The sequence below is a fragment of the Zoogloea sp. genome (assembly GCF_041911615.1).
Classification (GTDB): domain Bacteria; phylum Pseudomonadota; class Gammaproteobacteria; order Burkholderiales; family Rhodocyclaceae; genus Zoogloea.
This window is the reverse complement of the sequence record NZ_JAYROR010000099.1, coordinates 1-23,533: the sequence shown is the minus strand read 5'-3', so window position 1 is coordinate 23,533 and position 23,533 is coordinate 1. Positions and strand designations below refer to the sequence as shown.

Here is a 23,533-nt window from a genome sequence, read left to right as displayed (position 1 = left end):
AAATATTTCCGGCGGCGGTGTAATTTCCGCCCCGCTGGCGCGTCTACCGCTCTGGACGTTTTCGAGGACCACCCCATGCTGATCCGTCGCCCCGCCGACATCCTGCCTTCCGAGATCACCGATCCGGCCCACTACCGCAGCCGCCGCCAGTTCATGACACAGGCGAGCGCGCTGACGCTGGCCGCGGCGCTCCCCGCCTCCGTCACGCACGCCGCGGCGGGTAGTCTGGGTCCGCTGGCGGCCAGCCCGCTGAGCACCACCGAGCCGCCCACCTCGCGGCGCGCGGTGACCAGTTACAACAATTTCTACGAGCTGGGCACCGACAAGGCCGACCCGGCCGAGAACACCTTCCGCCTGAAGCCCGCGCCCTGGCAGCTGCGCGTCGAGGGCTTGGTGAACAAGCCGCGCACCTTCGGCATCGACGACCTGCTCAAGCTCGCACCGCTGGAGGAGCGCATTTACCGTATGCGCTGCGTCGAGGGCTGGTCGATGGTGATTCCCTGGGCCGGTTTTCCGCTGGCGGCGCTGCTGCGGCAGGTGGAGCCGCAGGGCAGCGCCCGCTACGTGGAATTCGTCAGTCACTACGACCGCGCCACGATGACCCGCGGCGTGCTCGACTGGCCCTACGTCGAAGGCCTGCGCCTCGACGAAGCGCAGCATCCGCTGACGTTGCTCGCGGTGGGGCTGTTCGGCGAGGCGCTACCGGTTCAGAATGGCGCGCCGATCCGGCTGGTGGTGCCGTGGAAATACGGCTTCAAGGGCGCCAAGTCGATCGTTGCCATTCGCCTCGTCGAAAAGCAGCCGCTCACGGCCTGGATGAAGGCCGGGCCGTCCGAGTACGGCTTTTACGCCAACGTCAATCCCGAGGTGGACCACCCGCGCTGGAGCCAGGCCACCGAGCGACGCATCGGCGAGTTCGCCAAGCGCAAGACGTTGCCCTTCAACGGCTACGCGAACCAGGTCGCCTCGCTCTACGGCGGCATGGATCTGCGCCGCTACTTCTGAGCCCTCGCCACACCGCAACCATGAATCCAGGCAAGACCCAACTTTCCGCCATCAAGGCCGTGCTCTTCGTGCTGTGCCTGCTGCCCGCCTACGGCCTGTGGCGCGGTTTCGAACTCGACACCCTCGGCGCCAACCCCATCGAGGCGATCACCCGCGGCTCGGGCGAATGGACGCTGCGCTTCCTGCTGATCACCCTCGCGGTGACGCCGCTGCGCAAGTACACCGGCTGGCACTGGCTGATCCGCTTGCGCCGGATGCTCGGCCTGTTCGCCTTCGCCTACGGCGTCGCGCATCTCGCCACCTACGTCTGGCTCGATCAGTTCTTCGACTGGCCGGCGATCGCCAAGGACATCCTGAAGCGCCCGTTCATCACCGTCGGCTTCGCCGCGCTGGTGTTGATGGCGCCGCTGGCGGCCACCTCGAGCAATTTCGCGATCCGCAAGCTCGGCGGCCGACGCTGGCAGAACCTGCACCGGGCGATCTACCCGATCGCGGTGCTGGGCTGCGTGCATTTCTGGTGGCTGGTCAAGAAGGACGTGACCGAGCCGCTGATCTACTCGCTGATCGTCGCCGCGCTGCTCGGCATTCGAGCGTGGTGGCGCGAGCTGGAGCGACGCAAACAGATCACCGGCGGCTACCTGCCCCAGCCGCCGACGCTCACCGGCAAGGTGATCCGTATTTTCGCCAAGTGAACGCTGCGCCGTGACGCGCCGACTGCGCAATGATCCGACGCCGGGCAGAACGGCTACGGGTGGGCGGCGGCGGGAAGCCGTGCGCACCGGTGGCGACCATCCGGCCTCGCTCATCCTGCTCGCTGGCTTTTCGGGCGCGCTCGCCGTCGGCGTGTCGAATGGCCACTGGCCACGCTGGCTGGCCGGCCTCTACGGGCTGGTGAGCGGCTTGACGTTCGCGGTTTACGCCCACGACAAGTCCGCTGCGCGCCGCGGTGCCTGGCGCACGCCCGAGCGCACCCTGCACCTGCTCGCCCTCGTCGGCGGCTGGCCCGGCGCGGTGCTGGCACAGCGCTGGCTGCGTCACAAATCGCAAAAGGCGGCGTTTCGGGCAGTGTTCTGGCTGACCGCGTGGGCCAATTGCGGCGCCCTCGGCTGGCTCCTGATGGCGCCCGGCGCGGCGGCGCTACGGGCCGCGCTGGGCATGGCCTGATCAGGCCTTCGGGCGAATCGCCGACTTGGGCCGGAAGGCCTTCACGACGGCGTCGTGGGTTTCGATGTACGGGCCACCGATCAGGTCGATGCAGTACGGCACGGCGGCAAAGATGCCGGCGACCTTCGGATTGCCCTCGGCGTCCTTCAGGCCCTCGAGCGTCTCGGCGATGGCCTTCGGCTGGCCGGGTAGATTGAGGATCAGCGAAGTACCGCGGATCGCCCCTACCTGCCGCGACAGGATCGCGGTGGGCACGAAGGCGAGGCTGATCTGGCGCATCTGCTCGCCGAAGCCGGGCATCAGCTTGTCGGCAACGGCCATCGTCGCCTCGGGCGTCACGTCGCGCGGCGCCGGGCCGGTGCCGCCGGTGGTGAGCACGAGATGGCAACCGGCCACGTCGCACAGCTCGATCAGGGTCGCCTCGATGGCGGCCTGCTCGTCGGGGATCAGACGGGTTTCCATCGTCCAGGGCGAGGCCAGGGTCTTGCCGAACCAGTCGCGCAGCGCCGGAATGCCCTTGTCTTCATAGACGCCGGACGAAGCCCGGTCGCTGATCGACACGAGGCCGATCTTCAGTGCATCACGCATCGCCGTCCTCGCCCTTTTCATCGGAGACATCGGCCTCGGCGCGGCCCTCCTCGAGCTCGCGCAGTACCCGGAAAAGCTCACGGTAAGCCCGCGGCGGCTTGTTCTGCTCCTTTTCCTTGATCGCGTTGCGACGCAGCACACGCAGTTGCTGCAGGTCGGCGCCCGGGTGAGCTTCGGCGATGTCGTGGAGCGTCTTCTCGTCTTCGAGGAGCCGGGTGCGCAAGGCCTCGAGGCGATGCATCCTGGCGGTTTCGACCGCGGAGACGCCCTTGAAGGCGTCTAGCGCGGCCCGGATCGGCTCCGGGTCGACACTGCGCATCAGTTTGCCGATGTACTGCAGCTGGCGCCGCTTGGCCTCGTGGGCGGTGAAGCGCTGGTAGTCCTTGACCGCGTCGCGCAGGTCTTCGTCGATGGGCACCTTGGCGAGGCGTTCCTTGCCGAGTTCGGCCAGCTCGCGACCGAGATCCTGCAGGGCGGCGCTGTCGCGCTTGAGCTGCGATTTGCTGGGGCCGTCGAATTCTTCGTCTGGGTTGTATTTGTGCTTGGCCATCTGGGGGGTGAAAAAGGCGCGGGAAGGGTAAGATTATAGCTTTAGCCTCTGCCCCTCCCGCAAAGCCATGGCCGACAACCGTTTCAGCTTCAGTCAGGACACCCTCAGGACCATCGCCGAAGACATCCTCAAGTTCGCCAGGAAGCGTGGCGCCACCGCCTGCGAAGTGGATGTCTCGGAAGGGTTCGGCCAGTCCGTCACCGTCCGCCGCGACGAGGTGGACACCATCGAATACAACCGCGACAAGGGCATCGGCGTCACCATCTACGATGGCCAGAAGCGCGGCTACGCCAGCACCTCCGACTTTTCGAAGGACGCCCTCAAGGCGACCGTCGAAGCCGCGGTCTCCATCGCCCGCTTCACCGCGCCCGACCCCGCCGCCGGCCTGCCCGACGAAGCGCTGCTGGCCCGCGCGTTCCCGGATTTCGACCTCTACCACCCGTGGAAGCTGTCCACCGAGGACGCCATCGCGCTAGCCACCCGCTGCGAGCGCGCCGCCTTCGCGGTGAGCCCCGAGATCCGCAATTCCGACGGCGCCAGCGTGTCGATGCAGGAATCCCACTTCATCTCGGCCAACAGCCTCGGCTTCATGGGCGGCTATTCCAGCTCGCGTCACTACCTGTCTTGCTCGGTGATCGCCGGCGAAGGCGACGACATGCAGCGCGACGACTGGTACTCCACCAAGCGCGACCCGGCCGAACTGGCCGACGCCGACGAGATCGGCACGTTCGCCGCCCGCCGCGCGCTGGCCCGCCTCGGCGCCCGCCAGATCCCCACCTGCGAAGTGCCGGTGCTGTTCGAGGCGCCGCTGGCCGCCGGGCTGATCGGCGCCTTCGTGCACGCCGTCAGCGGCGGCGCGCTGTACCGCAAGTCGAGCTTCCTGCAGGACAGCCTGGGCAAGCAGGTCTTCCCCGGCCACATCCAGATTTCCGAGCGCCCGCACCTCGCCAAGGCCTTCGCCAGCAGCCCCTTCGACGACGACGGCGTGGCCACCCGCGACCGCGAGGTGATCATCGACGGCGTGCTGCAGGGCTATTTCCTGTCCACCTACTCGGCCCGCAAGCTCGGCATGCAGACCACCGGCAACGCCGGCGGCAGCCACAACCTGCTGGTCAAGCCCGGCGAGCACGATCTCGCCGGCCTCATCAAGCAGATGGACCGCGGCCTGCTCGTCACCGAACTGCTCGGCCACGGCGTCAACTACGTCACCGGCGACTACTCCCGCGGCGCAGCCGGCTTCTGGATCGAGAACGGCGTGATCCAGTACCCGGTGCACGAGATCACCATCGCCGGCAACCTCAAGGACATGCTGATGGGCATCCGCGAGATCGGCAACGACGTGCTGGTGCGCGGCTCGAAGCATTGCGGCTCGATCCTCGTGGACCGCATGACCGTCGCCGGCGCCTGAGCCCCCCCCCCGATTTCCGCCAGACCTCCAAGAAAAGAAGGAGCACACCATGGAAAGACGTTCTTTCCTGAAACAGGCCGGCGCCGGCCTCGCCGCCGGCGCAGCTGCCGCCCCGGCCCTCGCCGCCGACCTCCCGACCATCAAGTGGCGCCTCGCCTCCGGTTTCCCGAAAACCGTCGATGCCATCTTCGGCGCTGGCGAGACCGTCGCCAAGCGCGTTGCCGCGGCCACCGGGGGCAAGTTCCAGATCTCCCTGTTCGCCGCCGGCGAGATCGTCCCGACCCCCGGCGTGCTCGACGCGGTCAAGGACGGCACCGTCGAACTCGGCCACGCCGCCTCTTACTGGTACATCGGCAAGGACCCGGCCCTGGCGTTCGACACTGCCATTCCCTTCGGCCTCAACAGCCGCCAGCAGAACGCCTGGCTGATGAGCGGCGGCGGCCTCGAACTGCTGCGCGAGTTCTTCAAGGAATACAACATCCACAACATCCCCTGCGGCAACACCGGCACCCAGATGGGTGGCTGGTTCCGCAAGGAGATCAAGTCGCTCGACGATCTCAAGGGCCTCAAGTTTCGCATCGGCGGCTTTGCCGGCCAGGTGCTCGCCCGCCTCGGCGTCGTGCCCCAGCAGATTCCGCCGGCCGACATCTACCCGTCCCTCGAAAAGGGCACCATCGACGCGGCCGAGTGGGTTGCGCCCTACGACGACCTGAAGCTCGGCTTCTCGAAGGTCGCCAAGTACTACTATTACCCGGGCTTCTGGGAAGGCGGCGCGCAGCTCTCGCTCTACGTCAACGCCAAGAAGTTCGCCGAGCTGCCGAAGGAATACCAGGCCATCCTCGAGGACGCCTGTGCCTTCGCCAACGCCGAGATGCAGGCCCGCTACGACGCCCGCAACCCGCACGCGCTCAAGCAGCTGATCGCCGCCGGCACCCAGCTGCGCCCCTTCCCGAGCGACATGATGGCCGCCGCCTACAAGGTGACTCACGAGCTCTACGAGGAAACCGCCGCCAAGAACCCGAAGTTCAAGAAGATTTACGACCACTGGAAGAAATTCCGCGACGAGCAGCTCCAGTGGTTCGCCGTCGCCGAGAATCGCTTCGACAACTTCATGCAGGCCACCCGCCACGGCGGCGGCGCCAAGGGCAAGTAAACGTCGCCGGACGCATCCCGGACCCGCGCTTTTATGCCGCACGGCAGCATAGGGTTTTCCTTACTGTCTCGGGTCCGGGGGCTCATGAATAATCAGAGCACCGTTCGTAGCATTCCAAAAAAGAAGGAGACAAAGTGGAACGTCGTTCATTTCTGAAGAAGGCCAGCGTCGGTGTCGCCGCGGGCGCCGTGGCCGCCCCCGCCCTGTCCGCCGAGCTGCCCACAATCAAGTGGCGCCTCGCCTCCAGCTTCCCGAAAAGCCTCGACACCATCTTCGGCGGCGCCGACGTGGTGGCCAAGCGCGTGGCGGCGGCCACGGGGGGCAAGTTCCAGATTCAGGTCTTCGCAGCGGGCGAAATCGTCCCCGGCCCGGGCGTGCTCGACGCCGTCAAGGACGGCACCGTCGAATGCGGCCACACCTGCTCCTACTACTTCATCGGCAAGGACCCCACCTTCGCCTTTGAAACCGCAGTGCCGTTCGGTCTCAACAGCCGCCAGCAGACGGCGTGGATGATGGACGGTGGCGGCCTGGAACTCTTCCGCGAGTTCTTCAAGGAATACAACATCTACAACATCCCTTGCGGCAACACCGGTGCCCAGATGGGCGGCTGGTTCCGCAAGGAGGTCAAGACCGTCGAGGATCTCAACGGACTCAAGTTCCGCTGCGGCGGCTTTGCCGGCCAGGTGCTCGCCAAGCTCGGCGTGGTGCCCCAGCAGATCCCCGGTGGCGACATCTACCCGGCCCTCGAAAAGGGCACCATCGACGCCGCCGAGTGGATCGGCCCCTACGACGACCAGAAGCTCGGCTTCAACAAGGTTGCCAAGTACTACTACTACCCGGGCTTCTGGGAAGGCGGCCCGCAGATCGCCCTCTACGTCAACCAGAAGCAGTGGGCCGCACTGCCGAAGGAATATCAAACCATCCTCGAAGACGCCTGCCTCTACGCTCACGCCGAGATGCAGGCCCGCTACGATGCCAAGAACCCCACCGCCCTCAAGCAACTGGTGGGTTCGGGCACGCAGCTGCGTCCGTTCCCGAGCGACGTGATGGCCGCCGCCTACAAGGCCGCCCACGAGCTCTACGAGGAAACCGCCGCCAAGAACCCGAAGTTCAAGAAGATTTACGAGCACTGGAAGAAATTCCGCGACGAGCAGCTCCAGTGGTTCGCCGTCGCCGAAAACCGCTTCGACAACTTCATGCAGAGCGCCCGCAGCGCCTCGGCCAAGGCCGGCAAGAAGTAATCCCGCAGCTTCCCGCTTCACCCGAAGGGCCGTGCCAGCACGGCCCTTTTTTCATGCCCGGCCGCCCCACAGTGGCTGCAAGGCCCCGGCACAGTGGCGGATAATGGCGTCCCGTTTTCAACGCCCCCTTCAAGAGGCCTGCCATGATCGCCGCCTTTGCCCTCCTCCTCGCCTTTCAGCTTGCCGGCGAAACCCTGCGGGTCGCGCTGCACCTGCCGGTTCCCGGCCCGGTGCTCGGCATGGCGCTGCTGCTGATGTATCTGATTGCCCGACGCGGCCCCAGCGAACCCCTGCGCAGCACCGCCGGCACCTTGCTGCAGAACCTGTCCCTGATGTTCGTGCCCGCCGGCACCGGGGTGATGCTCCACGCCGGGCGCCTGGTCGACGAAGCCGGACCGATCGCCGTCGCGCTCGTCGCCAGCACCCTGCTTGGCCTCGCCGCCACGGGCCTTACCCTGCATCTGCTCACCCGCCGCCGCACCGGAGACGCGCAATGACGCCCGACAGCATGACCGAAATCTGGGTCTATCTCTCCGCGCAGCCCCTGCTGTGGCTAACCCTGACCCTCGCCGTCTACCTTCTCGCCATCCTGCTCCACCGCAAGGCGGGCGGACATCCGGCGGTCAACCCGGTTCTCCTCTCGGTAGCGATGCTGGTCACTCTGCTCGCGCTCACCGGCACGCCGTACCAGCGCTATTTCGACGGAGCCCAGTTCGTGCACTTCCTGCTCGGCCCGACCACCGTGGCGCTCGCCGTCCCGCTTCACGGCCAGCTCCGGCGGCTCGTCGAGATGAGCGGCCCGCTGCTGATCGCGCTGGTGGTCGGCTCGCTGGTCGCCGGCGTTTCCGCGTACGCGATCGGCGCCCTGCTCGGTGCCAGCACGCCGACCGTCGTTTCGCTGGCCCCAAAATCGGTCACCACTCCCATCGCAATGGGCATCGCCGAGCGCCTGGGCGGGCTCGCCTCGCTCACCGCGGTCTTCGTGATCCTCACCGGCATCTTCGGCGCGATCTTCGCCGACGGCCTGCTCAAGCGGCTCGGTGTTCGCGATGAAGCCAGCATCGGCTTCGCCCTGGGGCTTGCCTCCCACGGCATCGGTACCGCCCGCGCATTTCAGCTCAGCGAGCAGACCGGCGCCTTTGCCGCCCTGGCGATGGGTCTGAACGGCCTGTTCACCGCCCTTGCCCTGCCCTGGCTGCTGCCGATCCTCGCCGGCTGGTTCAAGAGCTAGGGTCTGCCCTGCTTGCCGCCCCCACCGACGGCCCCGATAATCGGGGTCGTCATTTTTTTGGTGCACCGCAAACATGGACCTGCTGATCGACGTGATCCTGCGCGCCGGCCGCTCGGCGGTTGAGCTGTCGTTCTTCGTGCTGCTGCCGGTAATGATCGTCATGCTGTCGCTGATGCGCATGCTCGAGGCCCGCGGCGTACTCGACTGGATGGTGCCGCGCGTCGCACCGGCGCTGCGCCCCTTCGGCCTCACCGGCCTCGGCGTCTTCGCCGCCGTCCAGATCAACTTCGTGAGCTTCGCCGCCCCCGTCGCCACCCTGGCAATGATGGAGCAGCGCGGCACCTCCAGCCGCCATCTGGCCGCCACCCTGGCGATGGTCATGGCCATGTCCCAGGCCAACGTCTCGATGCCGCTGGTGGCGATGGGGCTGCACTTCGGCATCGTGCTGGGCTGGTCGCTGGTGGGCGGACTCATCGCCGCGGCAGCCACCTACTATCTCTTCGGCCGCAGCCTGTCCGCCTCCGAGCACAGCGTCGACGAAACGCTCCACCATCCAGTCGCCGACAACGCCAAGGGCGTGCTCGACGTCATCAACCGGGCGGGCGCCGAAGCCTTCAAGATCGCCGTCGGTTCGATCCCGATGCTGGTCCTGTCGCTCGCCGTAGTGCTCGCCCTGCGCCGCCTCGGCGTGCTGGACGCCCTCACCGGCCTGCTCTCGCCGCTGCTGCTCGCCATCGGCGCCGATCCGGCGCTGATCCTGCCGACGCTGACCAAGTTCCTCGCCGGCGGCACCGCGATGATGGGCGTCATGGACGAGATGCTGCGCGCCGGCACCGTCACCGTCGCCACCCTCAATGGCGCCAGCGCCGGCCTGCTGATCCACCCGCTGGACCTGCCCGGCGTGGCCGTGCTGGTCTCCGCCGGCCGCCGTGTCGCCGAAGTCTGGAAGCCCGCCGCACTGGGCGCCCTGGTCGGCATCGCCGTGCGCATGGGCGGGCACATGCTGATCGGCTGAAACCGCCATGCCTTCGTCGCCCAACCCGCCCCCCGCCGCCCCCGCCCGCCAGTACCGGTACTACGAGTTCGTGATGGCCGCCTTCGTCGCGGTGTACCTGTGCTCCAACCTGATCGGGCCGGCCAAGGCCGCACAGATCACGCTGCCGGGCTGGGGACCCATGACGTTTGGCGCCGGCGTATTGTTCTTCCCGGTGTCCTACATCTTTGGCGACATCCTCACCGAGGTGTACGGCTACGCCCGCGCCCGCCGCGTGATCTGGGCCGGCTTCGCGGCGATGCTGTTCGCCTCGGCGATGGCCGCCATCGTCGTCGCCCTCCCGCCGGCGCCGGGCTGGGTGCACCAGCCGGCCTACGAAATCGCCTACGGTTCCACCTGGCGCATCGTCGGTGCGTCGCTGTGCGCGTTCTTCTGTGGCGAATTCGTCAACGCCTTCATTCTCGCCCGCATGAAGATCCACAGCCAGGGGCGGCACCTGTGGCAACGCACCATCGGCTCCACCATCGTCGGCGAAGGCGTCGATTCGCTGCTGTTCTACCCCCTCGCGTTCTGGAACGCGGGCCTCATCCCCAACGCGCTACTGCCCACCGTCATGCTCACCCAATTCGTCTCGAAGGTGGGGGTCGAAGTGCTGTTCACCCCGCTCACCTACGCCGTCGTCAGTGCCCTGAAGCGCGCCGAACACGAAGACCACTACGACGTCGGCACCGCTTTCACGCCCTTTTCGATCCGCCTGTGAAGCGGATTTCGCGCCGCAGCATTTCATTAGGCGAAATCGTACAGCTGCGCTAACATTCGCCATCCTTGACGACACCCCGGAATCGCTTTGTCCACGCCAGAAACACCCAAGAATCCGATCCAGGTCATCGAGCGCATGATGAAGCTGCTCGACGTCCTCGCCGAGCATCCCGATCCGGTTCCCCTCAAGCAACTCGCCCTCGAAACCGGCCTGCACTCGTCCACCGCCCACCGCATTCTCGGTGCCATGACCAGCAGCGGTTTCGTCGAACGCAGCGACGCCGGCGTATATCGCCTCGGCATCCGCCTGCTCGAGCTGGGCAGTCTCGTCAAGTCGCGCATCTCCCTGCGCGAAACCGCCATGCCCGCCATGCTCAAGCTGCACGCCGCCACCGGCGAGAGCGTCAATCTCGGCATTCGCGCCGGCGACGAGATCGTCTACGTCGAGCGCACCTCCAGTGGCAAATCCGCGGTGCGTGTCGTGCACATCGTCGGCGCCCGCGCCCCGCTGCACACCACCGCCACCGGCAAGCTGTTCCTCGTCGAGGACGGCGCCCAGAAGGTCAAGGACTACGCCAAGCGCACCGGCCTGCCGGCCTCGACCGGCACTTCGATCACCACCCTGCAAGGCCTCGAGAAGGAACTCGACAAGGTTCGCCGCCATGGGGTCGCCTTCGATATGGACGAAGTCGAGAACGGCGTGCGCTGCATTGCCGCCGGCATTCGCGACGACGCGGGCGAACTGGTAGCCGGCCTGTCGCTATCCACGCCATCCGAGCGCTTCGATCCGGACTGGGCCCCGCTGATCCGCGAAACCGCCGACGACATCTCCCGCGCTCTCGGCTACACGCCGCCCGCGGTGCGCTGAACGACCATCGCGATGCAAAAAAGGGCGCCACATGGCGCCCTTTGTCTTGATGGCAGCGCGACGATCAGGTCGCCGGGCCACGCAGGTTGGCTGCCAGCTTCTGCTGGATCGCCGCGCTTTCCAGCCAGCGCTTGACGCGCTGGGCATCGGCAACGCGGGTGAAGCGTCCGAACGAATCGAGCAGCACGATGATCATCGGTTTGTTGAGCAGCCAGGCCTGCATCACCAGGCATTTGCCCGACTCATTGATGAAGCCGGTCTTGGAGACGCCGATCTGCCAGTCCGGGCTGCTCACCAGCGCGTTGGTGTTGTTGAACTGACGCTGACGCCCGTTCAGCGACACCACGTAGTTGGCGGTGGTGGAGAACTCGCGGATCAGCGGATAACGGGACGCCGCCGACACCATCTTGACAAGATCGCGGGCGCTCGACACGTTGGCGGAATTGAGGCCGGTGCTGTCCAAGAAACGGGTGTCGCGCAGACCGAGGGCCTGGGCCTTGCGGTTCATCGCCGCGACGAAAGCCGGCAGGCCGCCCGGATAATGGCGCGCCAGCGCCGACGCCGCACGGTTCTCGGAAGACATCAACGCCAGCCGCAGCATGTCCTCGCGCGCGAGCTCGGTGCCCACGGGCACGTGGGAGCTGCTGCCGCGCAGGGTGTCCACGTCCTCCTGTCCGATGGTGAGGATCTCACCCAGGCTGAGGCGGGCGTCGAGCACCACCATCGCCGTCATCAGCTTGGTGATCGAAGCGATCGGCAGCACGGCATCGGAGTTCTTCTCGAGCAGCACGCTGCCCGTCGCCTGGTCGGCGATCATGAAGGCGGCCGAATGCAGCAGCGGATTGCCCTCCTGGTCGATCTCCGGCGCGACGGCTGCCACGGCGGTACGCTGCACTGCCGGCGACGCGTACACCGCGCGGTGTGCCTTCTCGCGGATCGCCGCCTGCTTGCTGCCTTTCGTGGAAGCCTTGGCCGTTTTTTCAATCTTGGCGGCCGACTTGGCCACCACCTTGGCCGCCGGAGCGGTCTTCTTGGCCGGATGCTGCGCAGCAGCAAAAGCATCGGCCGGCGCCATCGTGTTCAGCGCAAATACGCCCAGCAGGGCGATCAGGGAATTGCGGATTTTCATCGTCTTTCAAATCGAAACATAAACGGAAAAGGCGGCGCACTTTTCCTTCACACAACGCCACGCGATGAAGCTCGCATGCAACTCCGGCCGTCTTCCGGACGACCGGCGCCTGCCTCAGGTCTCGCGCCGCAACGGGCGACACGATGTCTACGGCAGACTTCCATTCAAAATAATGGGTTATTCTAAATTTTTGAAGTTTTTTGTGAATATTTTTTTGTAACCGACCGGGCGCCGTGACGGCACGGCAGGTCGTCTCGGCTCAGCGCGCGTCGACACGCAGGAATCGCGCCAGCTCGGCCCGGCGGCTCATCGTATCGCGGTACCCCAGTTCCATCAGGGAACGGGTGTAGCCACGCTCGAACAAAAGGTAAGAGAGTAACACCGAGCCGTTCTTTCGCGTTGCACCAATTCCGCCCAGGACGAGCCTCAGCGCGCGCGGCAAGGCGTTGCGATGGCGGGCGGCAAGATAATCCAGCCGCTGCGACGGCGCAATCACGAATGTTTCGATCGGGCGCAGCGCAATGCCGGCCGCCTCGCGCTGGGCCGGCGTCAGGGCCACGAGGGTGCTGTTGATCCGCTCGAGACGCTCCAGATCCATCGCAAGGCCGTCGAGGAAGATGCTCGACATGGCGTGCCCCGCCACCTGCGCCGGCGAGGGATAGGCGTCCACCCGCTGCCGGGCCTCCTCGGAGCGACGGCCGCCGGCGATGACGAGGATGCGCTCGGCGCCCAGGTGGATCACCGGGCTGATCGGCGCGGTCTGACGCATCGAACCGTCGCCGAAGTATTCACGGTTGATGCGCACCGCCGGAAAGACGAAGGGAATCGCGCTCGAGGCGAGCAGGTGTTCGACCTTGAGCTCGGCGCGCAGCCCGACCCGCTGGGCGCGTCGCCAGGGCTGCAGATCGTCGCGCCCCTGGAAGAAGGACAGGCTCTCGCCCGAGGTGTAGCCCGAGGCGGTCACCGACACCGCGTCCAGGTGGCCCGCGGCGATCGAACGGCCGATGGCCGAGAAGTCGAGCTGGGCTTCGAGCAGTTCGCGCAGCGGCCCGTTGTCGAGCAGCGAACGGGGCGACTGACGGCAGACCCAACCCAGGAAGATCGCCGAGCCCCAACGCAGCACCGATTCGGCGATGGCCGCGGTATCGGCGCGATAGACGTGATGGACCCGGAAGTTGCGCCAGATGAAGGCGAGCTTTCTCACCGCCTCGTTGAAATCGGCCGAGAACACCGCCAGCGCGGCCGCATTGACCGCACCGGCGGATGTTCCGCAGATGATCGGAAACGGATTTTCGGCGCGCCGGCCCCACACGTCGCGGATGGCGATGAGCGCGCCGACCTGGTAGGCCGCGCGCGCGCCGCCCCCCGTGAGCACCAGTGCCGCCCTGCCGTCCATCATGCCGTCGTCCTCCACGCGAGCGCTGGGAAGCTTAACGGCATGGGGCGGCCGGAACTAAGCCGATCGTTTCGATCAGCGGCCCGCCTCGACGACGGTGAGGGCCGTCATGTTGACGATCCGCCGCACCGTGGCGGTCGGGGTGAGGATATGTACCGGCTTGGCCGAGCCGAGCAGGATCGGGCCGATGGTCATGCCCTCGCCGGAGGCGGTCTTGAGCAGGTTGAAGGCAATGTTGGCCGCATCGAGTGTCGGGAAGATCAGCAGGTTGGCATCCTCCTTCATCTTGGCGTTGGGGAAGATCTGCTGACGGATGCCCGCATCGAGGGCCGCGTCGCCGTGCATCTCGCCTTCCACGTCGAGATCGGGATGCTCGGTGTGGAGCATCACCAGCGCCTTGCGCATCTTCTCGGCGGTGGGGGAGTTGTCGGTGCCGAAGCTCGAGTGCGACAGCAGGGCGACGCGCGGCTGGATGCCGAAGCGGCGCACCTCGTCGGCGGCGAGGCGGGTCATCTCGACCACCTGCTCGGGCGTCGGGTCGTAGTTCACATAGGTGTCGCACAGGAACACCGTGCGCCCCGGCAGTGCCAGCAAGTTCATGGTGTAGAAGTTGCGCACGCCCTTCTGGCGGCCCAGCACCGTTTCGATGAACTTGAGGTGCAGGCCGTGCATCCCGTAGGTGCCGCAGATCATCCCGTCGGCGTAGCCGAACTTGAGGAGCAGCGAACCGAGCAGCGTCGGGCGGCGGCGCACCTCGCGCTTGGCGTAATCCAGCGACACGCCCTTGCGCTCCATCAGCGAGTGGTAGTGGCTCCACAGCTGGTCATAACGCGGATCGGTCTCGGGATTGACCAGCTCGAAATCCAGCTCGGGGCGCAGGCGCAGACCGAAGCGGTCGATGTTCTCGATCACCACGTCCGGGCGGCCGATCAGGATCGGGCGGCACAGGCCTTCGTCCACCACCGTTTGCACCGCGCGCATCACGCGCTCGGATTCGCCTTCCGAGAAGATGATCCGCTTGGGCGAGCGCTTGGCGGCCTGGAACACCGGCTTCATCACCAGGCCCGACTGCCACACGAAGTTGTTGAGCTGCTGGCGGTAGGCGTCGAAATCGCTGATCGGGCGGGTCGCCACGCCGGACTCCATCGCCGCGCGGGCCACCTCGGGGGCAATCTTGACGATCAGGCGCGGATCGAAGGGCTTCGGAATGATGTACTCGGGGCCAAAGCCCGAGACGTTCTCGCCGTAGGCGGCGGCGACGATGTCGGACGCCTCGGCGCGGGCCAGCTCGGCGATCGCCTTGACGGCGGCGAGCTTCATCTGGTCGGTGATGGTGGTGGCGCCCACGTCCAGCGCGCCGCGGAAGATGAACGGGAAGCACAGCACGTTGTTCACCTGGTTCGGGTAGTCCGAACGGCCGGTGGCGATCAGCGCGTCCTGGCGGACCTTCTTCACTTCTTCAGGCAGGATTTCCGGCGTCGGGTTGGCGAGCGCCATGATCAGCGGGTTGGGCGCCATCCTGGCGACCATCTCGGATTTCAGCACGCCGCCGGCCGACAGGCCGAGGAACACGTCAGCCCCTTCGATCACCTCGCCCAGGGTGCGGGCGTCGGTCACCTTGGCGTAGCGCGCCTTGATCGGGTCCATCAGCTTGGTGCGGCCTTCAAAGACCACGCCCTCGATGTCGGTCACCCAGATGTTGGACACCGGCACGCCGAGCATCACCAGCAGATCCAGGCAGGCCAGCGCGGCGGCGCCGGCGCCGCAGGTCACCAGTTTCACCTTCGAGAGGTCCTTGCCCAGCAGGTGCAGGCCATTGAGCAGCGCCGCGCCCACCACGATGGCGGTGCCGTGCTGGTCGTCGTGGAAGACCGGGATCTTCATCCGCTCGCGCAGCTTGCTCTCGATGTAGAAGCATTCCGGCGCCTTGATGTCCTCGAGGTTGATGCCGCCGAAGGTGGGCTCGAGGGCCGCGATCATGTCGATCAGCTTGTCGGCGTCGGGCTCGTCGATTTCCAGGTCGAACACATCGATGCCGGCGAACTTCTTGAACAGCACGCCCTTGCCTTCCATCACCGGCTTGGCGGCCAGCGGGCCGATGTTGCCGAGGCCGAGCACCGCGGTGCCGTTGGTCACCACCCCGATCAGATTGCTGCGGGCGGTAAGGCTGGCGGCCTCGGCGGGATCCTCGACGATGGCGTCGCACGCGGCGGCCACCCCCGGCGAGTAGGCCAGGGACAGATCCTGCTGGTTGGTCAGGGCCTTGGTGGGGGCGATCGAAATCTTGCCGGGCTTGGGTAGGCGGTGGTATTCCAGTGCGGCCAGTCGAATGCGTTCATCCATGCTGCTGTCTCTCCAGGTGAAGGTGTAGTTGGTGTGCGCACATCATGAAAGCACGTCACCGGTTGCTGCAATTCGTGACATCCACAGCACTCCGGTGTGACGTGCGAATGACCTTGCCCATCGAACCGTGGCATAATTATAGGCTAGCTTCTTTAGGGTAAATCCCGATTGACCCACCCTGGGTTCGGTCAAGGCGGGGGCCCGATCGATGCCAATAATACGCGCCGTGCCCTGGTGGCCAAAAGACGCGATCGCCCAGCCGGCGGACTCCCGAGCCGGCACATGAGAAAAACGCAATCCGTAACGTCCTGGAGAATCGTCAGATGTCTCAAAGCATTGCCGAAGCCGCCATCGCCGCCGCGCCCGCTTACGTCAAGAATCAGAAACTCAAGCAGTGGGTTGCCGACATCGCGACCCTGACCGAACCCGACCGCGTCGTCTGGTGCGACGGCTCCGAAGAAGAATACGACCGCCTGTGCGCCGAAATGGTCGAAGCCGGGATGCTCGTCAAGCTCAACCCGGAAAAGCGCAAGAATTCCTACCTCGCCTGTTCCGACCCCTCCGATGTGGCGCGCGTCGAAGACCGCACCTACATCTGCTCGGCCAACAAGGACGACGCCGGCCCCACCAACAACTGGGAAGACCCGGCCAAGATGCGCAAGACCCTGAACGAGCTGTTCACGGGCTGCATGCACGGTCGCACCATGTACGTGATCCCGTTCTCGATGGGTCCGCTCGGTTCCCCGATCGCCCACATCGGCGTCGAGATCTCCGACAGCCCCTACGTGGTCACCAACATGCGCACCATGACCCGCATGGGCAAGGCCGTCTATGACGTGCTGGGTGCCGATGGCGAGTTCGTGCCCTGCGTCCACTCCGTTGGCGCCCCCCTGGGCCACGGCGAGAAGGATTCGTCCTGGCCGTGCAACCCCACCACCAAGTACATCGTTCACTACCCCGAAACCCGCGAGATCTGGTCTTACGGTTCCGGTTACGGCGGCAACGCGCTGCTGGGCAAGAAGTGCTTCGCCCTGCGCATCGCCTCCAACATGGCCCGTGACGAAGGCTGGCTGGCCGAACACATGCTGATCCTCGGCGTCGAGAGCCCCACCGGCGAGAAGACCTACGTCGCCGCCGCCTTCCCGTCCGCCTGCGGCAAGACCAACTTCGCGATGCTGATCCCGCCGAAGTCCTTCGATGGCTGGAAGATCTCCACCGTCGGCGACGACATCGCCTGGATCAAGCCGCGCAAGGAAGCCGACGGCACCACCCGCTTCTACGCGATCAACCCGGAAGCCGGCTTCTTCGGCGTCGCCCCCGGCACCTCCGAGAAGACCAACTACAACGCCCTGGCCACCCTCAAGGAAAACATCATCTTCACCAACGTCGCGCTGACCGACGATGGCGACGTGTGGTGGGAAGGCCTGACCAAGGAAGCCCCGGCGCACCTGATCGACTGGCAGGGCAAGGACTGGACCCCGGAGCTGGCGAAGGAAACCGGCCGCAAGGCCGCGCACCCGAACTCCCGCTTCACCGCCCCGGCCAGCCAGTGCCCGTCCATCGACCCGGCCTGGGAAGACCCCGCCGGCGTGCCGATCTCCGCCTTCATCTTCGGCGGCCGTCGTGCCACCACCGTGCCGCTGGTGTACCAGGCCTTCAACTGGAACTACGGCGTCTACATGGCGGCCACCCTCGGCTCCGAAACCACCGCTGCCGCCTTTGGCGCCCAGGGCGTGGTCCGTCGCGATCCGTTCGCCATGCTGCCGTTCTGCGGCTACCACATGGGCGACTACTTCAACCACTGGCTGAAGATGGGTCACACCGTCGATCAGGCCCCGGGCATCTTCTGCGTCAACTGGTTCCGCATGAACGAGAAGGGTGAGTTCATGTGGCCGGGCTTCGGCGAGAACATGCGCGTCCTCAAGTGGATCGTCGACCGCGTCCGTGGCCGCGTTGCCGCCCAGGAAAACGCCCTCGGCTGGATGCCCCAGTACGAAGACATCGACTGGACCGGTTCCGACGTCACCAAGGAAGAGTTCAACGCCCTCGTCAAGATCGACGCGGAAGCGTGGAAGTCCGAGCTGGCCGGCCACAAGGAATGGTTCGACAAGCTGGCTGACCGCCTGCCCAAGCAGTTCGCCCTCAAGCGCGAGCTGTTCGAGCTGGCCATGTCGGTCTAAAAGCCGCCGGCGGCCGCAAGGCTGCCACTGCTGCACCAGAAAGCGCCGGGCAACCGGCGCTTTTTGTTTTTGGGCGACACCACGGCCTTGCATCCTTCCGGTTTGCGCCTTCGCGCGGCGCGGCCACCCGGCCCGGTGGGCGACAGCCCCCCCGGACCATCAAACGGACTTGCGCACCCGAAACCGCGTTTTTTACGAGGCTGGCATCGTTTTTTCGCCAAGAAAGCGCGTTTCCCGCCAAGAAACGTTGATTCACGCGCTGAAACTGCGTCTCCGTGGCCCGCAACACAGTTTCAGGCCATGAAACCACGATGCGCCCCCGGTAAACAATGATTCAGCCCCTGAAAACCGCTTTCTCGCCTTCGCATCGACGTTTCGGATCGTGCATCGTACTGGCGGGCGCCGCGATGAGCGATGCGTCGCCCAGCCGCACGCTTGCGCGCGGCGGCGTAGCTGCGTGCGGCGATACGGGGGTTTTCAGGGAGGAAGGATGGGGGTGGCCAGCGCGCGGCAGCCTGTACGGTCCGCCGCCAGGCCGTCGCCCGCGCGGCGCACCATCCTGCTGCGCTCAGCGGCCTGCCACGATGCGCTGGCGCTGGCTACCGAGGCCGCTGATGCCCAGTTCGACGAGATCGCCCACCTGGAGGAACTGGGGCGGCTTCATGCCCATGCCGACGCCGGGGGGCGTGCCGGTGATGACGAGGTCGCCCGGTTCGAGGGTCATGATGCGGCTGAGGTAGGCCACCACCTGGGCGCAGGAGAAGATCATCAGGCGGGTGGTGCCGGTCTGCTTGCGCTCGCCGTTCACATCCAGCCACAGGTCGAGTTGCTGCGGGTCGGGAATCTCGTCCTTGGTCGCCAGCCACGGGCCCACCGGCCCGAAGGTGTCGAAGCCCTTTCCCTTGCCCCACTGGCCGCCGCTGCGCTGGAGCTGCCAGTCGCGGGCCGACACGTCGTTGGCGAGCACGTAACCGGCCACGTGGTCGAGGGCGTCGGCCTCGGCCACGTGACGGGCGCGGCTGCCGATCACGATGCCCAGCTCCACCTCCCAGTCCATCTGGGTGGATTCGGGCGGATGGAGGATGTCGTCGTCGGGGCCGCACAGGCAGCTGGTCCACTTCGGGAAGATCACCGGCTCGGTGGGCACCGGCATGTTCGATTCCACCGCGTGGTCGTGGTAGTTAAGGCCGATGGCCACGTACTTGGGGGTGCCGTTCCAGGGCACGCCCAGACGCGGGCGGCCTTCCACCCGGGGCAGGCGCGTCGGATCGAGGGCGGCCAGGGCCGCCAGCCGCGCGGGCGCGAGGGTATGCGGGGTGATGTCGTCGATGAGGCCGGACAGATCGCGGAGGATGCCCTCCGCATCGAGCAGGCCGGGTTTCTCATGGCCCACCGGGCCGTAGCGCAGCAGTTTCATCGCGTGTCTCCTGTTGCCGGCCGGCGGGCGGCCGGGTTGTCGTGGCTTCGGGGTGGCGGCGTGGGCCGCACGCCCCCCGGCGGTGGCTCAGCCCCGCACCGGGCGCACCTTGCCGGCGGCCAGCTTGGCGCGCTCGCGGGCCTCGTCGGTATCCGCGCCGTTGGCCACCACCACGCCCATGCGGCGCTTGACGAAGGCTTCGGGCTTGCCGAACAGGCGGATGTCGGTGCGCGGCACGGCCAGCGCCTCGGCCACGCCCTCGAAAGCGATGCCGGCGGCCTCCATGCCACCGTAGATCACCGCCGACGCCCCCGGTTCGGCGAGGCTCACGTCCACCGGCAGGCCGAGGATCGCCCGGGCGTGCAGCTCGAACTCCGAGAAACGCTGCGAACACAGGGTGACGAGGCCCGTGTCGTGGGGACGCGGGCTCACCTCCGAGAACCACACCCTGTCGCCCTTGACGAACAGCTCCACGCCGAACAGGCCGCGCCCGCCCAGGTTGGCGGTGACCGCGCCGGCGATCTCGCGGGCACGCACCAGCGCCGTCGGGCTCATGGCCTGGGGCTGCCAGGATTCCACGTAGTCGCCCGACACCTGCACGTGGCCGATGGGGTCGCAGAAGTAGGTTTGCACGGTGCCGCTCGCATCGTTGGCGCGCACGGTGAGCAGGGTGATCTCGTAGTCGAAATCGATGAAGCCCTCGACGATGACGCGGCCCTGATTGACCCGCCCACCGGCCGCGGCGTAATCCCAGGCCTTCTGCACGTCGTCCGGCCCCTTGAGGAGCGACTGGCCTTTGCCCGACGAGGACATCACCGGCTTGACGATGCACGGGTAGCCGATCGCCGGCTGGCCGTCGCTGCCGTCGATGGCCGCCTGCAGCTCGGCCAGGGAATCGGCGAAGCGGTACGGCGAGGTGGCGAGGCCCAGCTCCTCGGCGGCCAGGCGGCGGATGCCTTCGCGGTTCATGGTGAGGCGCGCGGCGCGGGCGGTGGGGATCACGGTGGCCAGCCCCTCGGCCTCGATGCGCTCGAGCATGTCGGTGGCGATGGCTTCGATCTCGGGCACGATCAGGTGGGGCTTCTCCTGCTCCACCAGCGCCCGCAGGGCGGCGCCGTCGGTCATCGGGATCACGTGGGCGCGGTGGGCCACCTGGTGGCCGGGGGCGTTGGGGTAGCGATCGACCGCGATGGTCTCGACGCCCAGGCGCTGCAGCGCGATCAGGACTTCCTTGCCCAGCTCGCCGGAGCCGAGAAGCATCACACGCAGGGCGGACGGGGAGAGAGGGGTGCCGAGTTTCATGGGGCGCTCCGGGTAAAAAAGTGTGGGGAGAGAGGGCGCCGATCATAGCACCGGCCTCGCCCTTGCCCGCCCCGCACGGCGCTCTCGTGCGGGCGCAAGGCAAAAAGCCGGGGGCTTGCCCAACCGGCGAGGTTGCGAAACCGGCATGTGCCCGGCCTGCCGGGTGGGCTGCCCGGCAAGCCGGGTTGCGCGACGCCGCGGCCCGCCGCCGGAGGCGGGCCAGGCAGCGAAGACGACGACGGGACCGGCACAGGATCGCCCCCGACGCGCATACCCCTGAAAAATCTTCCGAACCGCCTAAAGCCGGGGCCAGTGCCACCGTAATTTACAAATCCAACAAATTCGTCACCAAAAATTCCAGATCCAGGAAAATCCTCCATGAAACTGCAGCCCTGTGTACTGGCCCTCGCCCTCGCCGCCCCGCTCGTTCAGGCCGCCGAAACCACCAAGCGCTACATCGTCCAGTTCAACGACTCGGCCGTGCAGGCACCGGTGCGCAAGGCCGTGCGCGACAGCCGCCGCGATGCCGACCCGCAGGGCTGGGGCTACGTGGACGACCGGGTGATGGAGCGGATGCAGAACACCGAGAGCCGCTACGGCATCAAGGCCGACCACGCCTACAGCCACGCCATCAAGGGCTTCGCGGCACGCCTCACCAACGCCCAGCTCGCGCTGCTGAAGGCCGACCCGAGCGTGCAGGCCATCGAGGAGGACGCGCCGATGCGGGCCATCGGCCAGACCATCCCGTGGGGCATCGGCAAGACCCGCGACACGCTCTCGTCCACCCTCGCCGGCAACGGCAGCGGCACCGTGGGCGGCGTCAACGTGTATGTCATCGACACCGGCATCGCCACCCACCCCGACCTCAACCTCGTCAAACACCTGAACTTCGTGGGCGACCGCAAGAACACCGACTGCAACGGCCACGGCACCCATGTGGCCGGCACCATCGGCGCCCGCGACGACACCGCCGGGGTGGTCGGCATGGCGCCGGGCGTCGCGCTCACCGGCGTCAAGGTGCTCGACTGCACCGGCGCGGGCTCCACCTCGGTCGTCATCAAGGGCGTCGACTGGGTCACCGCCAACGCGGTCAAGCCGGCGGTGGCCAACATGAGCCTGGGCGGCGGCACCAGCACGATGCTCGACAACGCCATCGTCAAGTCGGTCAATGCCGGCGTGGTGTACGCCATCGCCGCCGGCAACAGCACCACCGACGCCTGCACCACGTCGCCGGCCCGCATCGGCAAGACCGTCGCCGGCGCGATCACCGTCGCCGCCACCGACGGCGCCAATGCCGAAGCCTCGTTCAGCAACTACGGCAGCTGCGTGGACACCTGGGCGCCGGGTGTGAGCATCCTGTCCACCTACCTCGGCGGCGGCCTCGCCGTCGGCTCCGGCACCTCGATGGCCAGCCCCCACGCCGCCGGCGCCGCCGCGCTCTACCTCGGCCGCTACGGCAAGCAAAGCCCGTCGCAGGTCGAGGCGGCGATCAAGACCGGCGCCGCCGTGCCGGGCACCGTCAGCAAGGACGGTCGCCCCATCACCCGCGTCGACGTGCTGTCGTTCTGAGCCGTCCCCACCGCGACGCCCCGACCGCCATCCGGCGCACGGGGCGTTTTTGCGTGCGCAGCGGCTACAATCCGCGTCCAGCCGACCAGGAAGCCGCCATGCCGATCCACCTCCTCCCCGACCACCTCATCAACCAGATCGCCGCCGGCGAGGTGGTCGAGCGGCCCGCCTCGGTGCTCAAGGAAGTGCTCGAGAACGCCATGGACGCCGGTTCGACGGTGGTGGACGTGCAGCTCGAACAGGGCGGCGTCCGGCGCATCCGCGTCGCCGACGACGGCTGCGGCATCCCCAGGGACGAGCTGCCGCTGGCGCTGGAACGCCACGCCACCAGCAAGATCGCCAGCCTCGACGACCTGGAACGGGTCGGCACGATGGGCTTTCGCGGCGAGGCCCTGGCCGCCATCGCCGCGGTCTCGCGGATGAGCATCACCAGCCGCCACGAAGGCGCCGGGCACGCCTGGCGCATCGACGCCGACCCGCGCGAGCTGGCGCCGGCGGCCCTCAACCACGGCACCGTGGTGGACGTGGCCGACCTGTATTTCAACACCCCGGCACGGCGCAAGTTCCTGAAGAGCGAAGGCACCGAGTTCGCCCACTGCGACGACGTCTTCCGCCGCGTCGCGCTGGCGCGGCCCGACGTGGCGATGCAGCTCGCCCACAACGGGCGGGTCAGCCTGCGCCTGCCCGCCGGCCGCCGCGAAGCCCGCGTGCGCGCCCTGCTCGGCGACGACTTCGTCAATGCCGCCCGCGCCGTCGAGGCCGACTCCGGCGTGCTGCGCCTCACCGGCTTCGCCAGCCTGCCGGCGTATTCCCGCGCCAGCCGCGACGCCCAGTTCTTCTACGTGAATGGCCGCTTCGTGCGCGACAAGCTGGTCACCCACGCGATCCGCGAGGCCTACGCCGACATCCTCCACGGCAGCCGCCACCCGGCCTACGCGCTGTTTCTCGAACTCGACCCGGCCGGCGTCGACGTGAACGTCCACCCCGCCAAGATCGAGGTGCGCTTCCGCGACGCGCGGGCGGTGCACCAGTTCGTCTATCACGCCCTGACCCGCGCCCTGGCGGTTTCCGGCGCCGGCGCGGCGGGCGAAACGCAGTCCGCCGAAGCCCCCGCCGCGCAAACCGCGCAGCCCTACTTCCCGCCGCCTCAGCAAGGCCGTCTGGCGATGGAGCCAGCATCCCGCGCCTACTTCGATTTTGCCGCCTCCGCCCGCCCGGCGGACGCGCCGGCGCCCG

21 protein-coding genes are annotated in these 23,533 nt (G+C 67.2%); 14 read left to right on the top strand and 7 right to left on the bottom strand.

Annotation, left to right across the window (positions count from 1 at the left end; genetic code table 11):
- Positions 1-75 precede the first annotated feature (75 nt).
- The 3 genes from msrP to ACE3P2_RS12160 all read left to right on the top strand — a co-directional run bounded on the left by msrP (position 76) and on the right by ACE3P2_RS12160 (position 2,169).
- Positions 76-1,005 (top strand): protein-methionine-sulfoxide reductase catalytic subunit MsrP, encoded by a 930-nt coding sequence (gene msrP / locus ACE3P2_RS12170; RefSeq protein ID WP_374264784.1) that lies wholly within the window; start codon positions 76-78, stop codon positions 1,003-1,005.
- 20 nt (positions 1,006-1,025) lie between these two features.
- Positions 1,026-1,697, top strand: a complete 672-nt coding sequence (locus ACE3P2_RS12165) for a sulfite oxidase heme-binding subunit YedZ (RefSeq protein ID WP_374264782.1) — start codon at positions 1,026-1,028, stop codon at positions 1,695-1,697.
- Between the two features lie 79 nt (positions 1,698-1,776).
- Entirely contained in the window at positions 1,777-2,169 is a 393-nt protein-coding gene (locus tag ACE3P2_RS12160; protein WP_374264780.1) for a DUF1294 domain-containing protein, read from the top strand.
- On the opposite strand, the gene mog is transcribed toward ACE3P2_RS12160, so the two are convergent.
- Together mog and yjgA are read right to left on the bottom strand one after the other, a co-directional pair.
- Positions 2,170-2,757 (bottom strand): molybdopterin adenylyltransferase, encoded by a 588-nt coding sequence (gene mog, locus ACE3P2_RS12155; protein ID WP_374264778.1) that lies wholly within the window; start codon positions 2,755-2,757, stop codon positions 2,170-2,172. It lies immediately after the preceding gene.
- Positions 2,750-3,307 carry a ribosome biogenesis factor YjgA gene (yjgA, locus tag ACE3P2_RS12150; RefSeq protein WP_374264776.1) on the bottom strand — a complete coding sequence of 186 codons (558 nt, stop codon included), beginning with the start codon at positions 3,305-3,307 and terminating at the stop codon, positions 2,750-2,752. The genes mog and yjgA overlap by 8 nt, the downstream gene beginning before the upstream one ends.
- Before the next feature lie 67 nt (positions 3,308-3,374).
- Between yjgA and pmbA the strand changes: the two genes are divergently transcribed.
- The 8 genes from pmbA to ACE3P2_RS12110 all read left to right on the top strand — a co-directional run bounded on the left by pmbA (position 3,375) and on the right by ACE3P2_RS12110 (position 10,961).
- Positions 3,375-4,715, top strand: coding sequence for a metalloprotease PmbA (gene pmbA, locus ACE3P2_RS12145; RefSeq protein WP_374264774.1), 1,341 nt, complete (start codon positions 3,375-3,377; stop codon positions 4,713-4,715).
- Between the two features lie 49 nt (positions 4,716-4,764).
- Entirely contained in the window at positions 4,765-5,868 is a 1,104-nt protein-coding gene (locus ACE3P2_RS12140) for a TRAP transporter substrate-binding protein (protein ID WP_374264772.1), read from the top strand.
- 134 nt (positions 5,869-6,002) lie between these two features.
- Positions 6,003-7,109, top strand: a complete 1,107-nt coding sequence (locus tag ACE3P2_RS12135; protein WP_374264770.1) for a TRAP transporter substrate-binding protein — start codon at positions 6,003-6,005, stop codon at positions 7,107-7,109.
- Between the two features lie 143 nt (positions 7,110-7,252).
- Positions 7,253-7,606 (top strand): CidA/LrgA family protein, encoded by a 354-nt coding sequence (locus ACE3P2_RS12130; protein ID WP_374264768.1) that lies wholly within the window; start codon positions 7,253-7,255, stop codon positions 7,604-7,606.
- Positions 7,603-8,340, top strand: a complete 738-nt coding sequence (locus ACE3P2_RS12125; RefSeq protein WP_374264767.1) for an LrgB family protein — start codon at positions 7,603-7,605, stop codon at positions 8,338-8,340. The genes ACE3P2_RS12130 and ACE3P2_RS12125 overlap by 4 nt, the downstream gene beginning before the upstream one ends.
- Before the next feature lie 73 nt (positions 8,341-8,413).
- Positions 8,414-9,355: a nucleoside recognition domain-containing protein gene (locus tag ACE3P2_RS12120; protein ID WP_374264765.1), complete on the top strand. Its 942-nt coding sequence runs from the start codon at positions 8,414-8,416 to the stop codon at positions 9,353-9,355.
- Between the two features lie 7 nt (positions 9,356-9,362).
- Positions 9,363-10,094, top strand: coding sequence for a queuosine precursor transporter (locus tag ACE3P2_RS12115; RefSeq protein ID WP_374264763.1), 732 nt, complete (start codon positions 9,363-9,365; stop codon positions 10,092-10,094).
- Between the two features lie 135 nt (positions 10,095-10,229).
- Positions 10,230-10,961 (top strand): IclR family transcriptional regulator, encoded by a 732-nt coding sequence (locus tag ACE3P2_RS12110; RefSeq protein WP_374264914.1) that lies wholly within the window; start codon positions 10,230-10,232, stop codon positions 10,959-10,961.
- Positions 10,962-11,025: 64 nt separating this feature from the next.
- Here the strand turns inward: ACE3P2_RS12110 and pbpG are convergent, their stop codons facing one another.
- The 3 genes from pbpG to ACE3P2_RS12095 form a co-directional block, all read right to left on the bottom strand.
- Complete coding sequence (gene pbpG / locus ACE3P2_RS12105) at positions 11,026-12,090, bottom strand: D-alanyl-D-alanine endopeptidase (protein ID WP_374264761.1); 1,065 nt, start codon at positions 12,088-12,090, stop codon at positions 11,026-11,028.
- 259 nt (positions 12,091-12,349) lie between these two features.
- A complete protein-coding gene (locus tag ACE3P2_RS12100) occupies positions 12,350-13,489 on the bottom strand; it encodes a patatin-like phospholipase family protein (protein ID WP_374264759.1) in 1,140 nt (379 codons plus the stop codon).
- 72 nt (positions 13,490-13,561) lie between these two features.
- Complete coding sequence (locus tag ACE3P2_RS12095; RefSeq protein ID WP_374264757.1) at positions 13,562-15,829, bottom strand: NADP-dependent malic enzyme; 2,268 nt, start codon at positions 15,827-15,829, stop codon at positions 13,562-13,564.
- Between the two features lie 323 nt (positions 15,830-16,152).
- Here ACE3P2_RS12095 and ACE3P2_RS12090 point away from each other — a divergent pair, with 323 nt between their 5' ends.
- Positions 16,153-18,009, top strand: coding sequence for a phosphoenolpyruvate carboxykinase (GTP) (locus ACE3P2_RS12090; RefSeq protein WP_374264755.1), 1,857 nt, complete (start codon positions 16,153-16,155; stop codon positions 18,007-18,009).
- A gap of 568 nt (positions 18,010-18,577) precedes the next feature.
- On the opposite strand, the gene ACE3P2_RS12085 is transcribed toward ACE3P2_RS12090, so the two are convergent.
- Positions 18,578-19,426 carry a fumarylacetoacetate hydrolase family protein gene (locus tag ACE3P2_RS12085; RefSeq protein WP_374264753.1) on the bottom strand — a complete coding sequence of 283 codons (849 nt, stop codon included), beginning with the start codon at positions 19,424-19,426 and terminating at the stop codon, positions 18,578-18,580.
- Positions 19,427-19,513: 87 nt separating this feature from the next.
- Positions 19,514-20,728 carry a formate-dependent phosphoribosylglycinamide formyltransferase gene (gene purT / locus ACE3P2_RS12080; protein ID WP_374264751.1) on the bottom strand — a complete coding sequence of 405 codons (1,215 nt, stop codon included), beginning with the start codon at positions 20,726-20,728 and terminating at the stop codon, positions 19,514-19,516.
- 378 nt (positions 20,729-21,106) lie between these two features.
- Between purT and ACE3P2_RS12075 the strand changes: the two genes are divergently transcribed.
- Both ACE3P2_RS12075 and mutL read left to right on the top strand, forming a co-directional pair.
- On the top strand, positions 21,107-22,297 hold the full coding sequence (locus ACE3P2_RS12075) for a S8 family peptidase (protein ID WP_374264749.1): 1,191 nt from the start codon (positions 21,107-21,109) through the stop codon (positions 22,295-22,297).
- A gap of 98 nt (positions 22,298-22,395) precedes the next feature.
- On the top strand, positions 22,396-23,533 hold a 1,138-nt coding region (gene mutL / locus ACE3P2_RS12070; RefSeq protein ID WP_374264747.1), incomplete at its 3' end, for a DNA mismatch repair endonuclease MutL.